2 protein-coding genes are annotated in these 3,366 nt (G+C 28.6%); both read left to right on the top strand.

The features are described 5' to 3' along the window. Positions 1-65: 65 nt before the first annotated feature. Positions 66-554 (top strand): ribonuclease HI, encoded by a 489-nt coding sequence (gene rnhA / locus ACQCX0_RS01015; protein WP_462562245.1) that lies wholly within the window; start codon positions 66-68, stop codon positions 552-554. Between the two features lie 133 nt (positions 555-687). Continuing rightward, positions 688-3,303, top strand: coding sequence for an autotransporter outer membrane beta-barrel domain-containing protein (locus tag ACQCX0_RS01010; RefSeq protein ID WP_462562244.1), 2,616 nt, complete (start codon positions 688-690; stop codon positions 3,301-3,303). Positions 3,304-3,366: the final 63 nt, after the last annotated feature.

The following is a 3,366-nucleotide window of genomic DNA, read 5'->3' as shown; positions in this document are numbered from 1 at the left end:
TTTAACATATCATTAACCTTTAAAATATAGTATCTAAATTAATATAATATAGGTTATAATGAAAAATGACAACTTCAAAGTTAAATCATATAAAAATATATGCTGATGGTTCTTGTTCCGGTAATCCTGGTGAGGGTGGTATAGGTATTTTACTAAAATGGGCAGAACATAATAAAGAAATTTCCGGCTATCTTCCCTATGCTACTAATAATCAAATGGAATTAATTGCTACAATTGAGGCTCTAAGTATAATTAAAAAAAAGCTTGATATCACCTTATACACGGATAGTAATTATGTAAAACAGGGAATAACCTGTTGGATTCATACTTGGAAAGCTAATAATTGGCAAAATAGCAACAAGAAACCTGTAAAAAATAAATTATTATGGCAAAAATTAGCTACCATATCTTCACAGTATAATATAACTTATCAATGGGTTAAAGGCCATGCCGGAATTTATGAAAATGAATTAGTAGATAAATTAGCCAAACAAGCTATAATTAAAAAAACTCCTTTATTAGACAATTACCAGGATTTACAAGACTTTAAATAACTTAACTCAAGATTACTAAACTAGATGCCATATCACTATATTACATTTATAATTAACTTAAAAAATAGTATTTTCTTGCAAAAATGTATTTTTATTTGAATTTACTGCCATAGATTGTATTATAATTTTTAATATGAAAAAAATTTTATATCTGAGTTGCTTATTTCTATTAATATGCCTTAAAGCTTTTGCAGTAAATGACCCTGACTGTGCTAATTTGTACGGTTCCCCTACCAAAGTAAATACTAATATGTGCTTTAGGGATGACCATGAGGTTGGTAGTAATTCCACTTGGACTAATGATTTTCTCTATCTTAGATATGACTCTAAGGTTACAATCCAAGAAAATGCTAAGGTAGTTATTGGGCAGGGCGAAACCTACGGTAAAGGTCAGAAAAAAATAACTTTTATTAATAAGCATATCATTTTCTTTCATTCTTTTGCAACTAAGCATTCTTTAGAAATTAATAACTATAAAGAACTTCATGCATTATATGATGAAAATGCTCCTTATGCCCAAGACTGTAGGGGTAATTTTTGTAAAGGTTTTACCGTACTTGCTGATAATATTAATATAACTATTAATAGTTATAATGATTCTATATTAGTTTTTCATGTTAATAGAGATACTAGTATCCCAGGTTCTGACCTTGATAAAAAAAACCTCTTTGAGAGAAAATTTCTTAAAGAGTTATTCACTACTTTTAGTGTTAATATCAATGCTTATGATCAAACAAAAATTACCGAAGATCTTTATTGGGTTGGGAAAACTACCTTTTTCTTAGACACCAATGCCACCATGGGCTCTGCTAAACCTATTGAGTCTACATTAGATCCTATTGTTTTAGATACTAATAAGAAACTTCATAGCGATAGAACCAATAAGAGTATTTCTAATACTTTTAGCCTAAATGCTACTATTAAAGGAACTGTAACAGGAGTTCTGGAGGGAACCTATGGTAATGATACTATTATTATTTATGATACAGCTAAAATAGGGAAAGGAGGAGTACGATTATTAACAGGTAATAATACTATAAAGCTTGTTAGTAGTAATTCTAATAAAATACATAATATTAACTATAAGATAGCAGGAGGAATCGGTAATAACAGCTTAGAAGTATTAGGAACAACTGCCTACTTAAATACTAAATTAACTGAAATTCAGAATATTAAAGTAGATACTTCAACTTTGTATTTTACCTCAAATGATATTGCTAAGAATGAAAATACCAAATTAGGGGCTAACCTTGCTAAAATTTATATAACTAATCATACTGCTATCTTTCAAAATTATTATCAATTTAAAGGTAATCTTTATATTACTGCCGACTTTGTAGGAACCAATTCAGGCTTGCTATCTTCTACGAAAGTTACCGGTACTAATAGTGGTAAAATTGAAATAGATGGAACTATTATTCGTATTATACCTAAACAAGAAGAGCGAACAATCTTTAATAATTATCTTGAGAAAACGGTTAAGGATGAATTACTGCATGCTGAGAATTCTTTATCTTTTAATGGGAAATTACTACTCTTAGATCCTAGATACAGAGCATTTAAAGATTCTAAAAGTGATGATAAAAAATTATATTTTCATCTACAAACTAACTCTTATTTAAAATTTTTATTGGAAGAAGGTAGAAGTAATACTCTTGCAAAAAATATTGCTAAAGGACTTGACGACTTTTTAGATACTGATACTTATGGTAAAGAAAATTTCAAAGATTTATTAATAGAGCTGAATTTATATGAAGGAGTTGAGTTAGCGAGCATTTTAGTACAATTAGCACCTGTAAACAATGCTCTTTTATTTACTATCAGAGATACTTTAAGTAATGATTTTACTAATACTCTTTTATACCAAACCCGCTCATACATGTTAACCAGACCAAGTACCGCCTCTAGAATTTTAAAACGCTATGATAATCTGAATTATTCTATCTGGAGTAGTTTTTCTAAACCATCCTTAAAACTCTCAAAAAATGAATTAATAGCAGAATCAACCTCAGAATATAATCAATACTCTTTTGGAATAAATAACATTATTAATAATAATGTTATTTTTGGTATGGCTCTTGCCTACTCATCGTCAGCAACTAAGGGTTATCATAAAATAGATACTCAGGCTTTCCATTTTGGGATGTATGGTATTTACAAAAAAAATAATCTTTATAGCTCATTTGCTTTATCTAATAGTACTGATTATTCAGAGGCAATTCGGCATATTAATTTTTCGGAAATCAACCAAACTTATAAGGGGGAAATTTTAGGAAACACCCTAAATTTATCTTCAGAATACGGATTAAATTACCGGAGCTTCATTACTATGAATCCTTATATTAATTTAGGATTCGGTTATTTATTACAACCCTCTTATAAAGAAAAAGAAAAAGGGACTAATTTAAAAATTAAAGCTGTAGATAGTCAAATACTAAAAACAGCTGTTGGGATACGTTTTAATCAAGATTTTCAAATTAGTGCTAATAATATCTTAACTCCTGATATGGGAATTGCCTTTGAAAAAAATTTTTACAGCCATTATGAAACTTTAGTAAAGTTTGCAACTAGTGCCAATAACTCTTATTTTAGTATCCCAACGTTACATTATAATGCTCAGGCTATTAGATATGATGTTTCTTTAGTTTATCGTTTATTTAATCTGCAAATAACCTCTAACTTTCATATGATTAAGTCTACCCTAAATGATAATAAATCTTTCTTTATTAATATTAAGTATATGTATTAAATTAGATGTAGTAAGATAGTTATAGCAGGAATTTGAAACATAAATAGCGTGCAAAATTTATTG

Source organism: Candidatus Hepatincolaceae symbiont of Strigamia maritima (genome assembly GCF_055505085.1).
The sequence above is the reverse complement of the archived record's forward strand: the minus strand, read 5'-3'. Positions and strand labels throughout refer to the sequence as shown.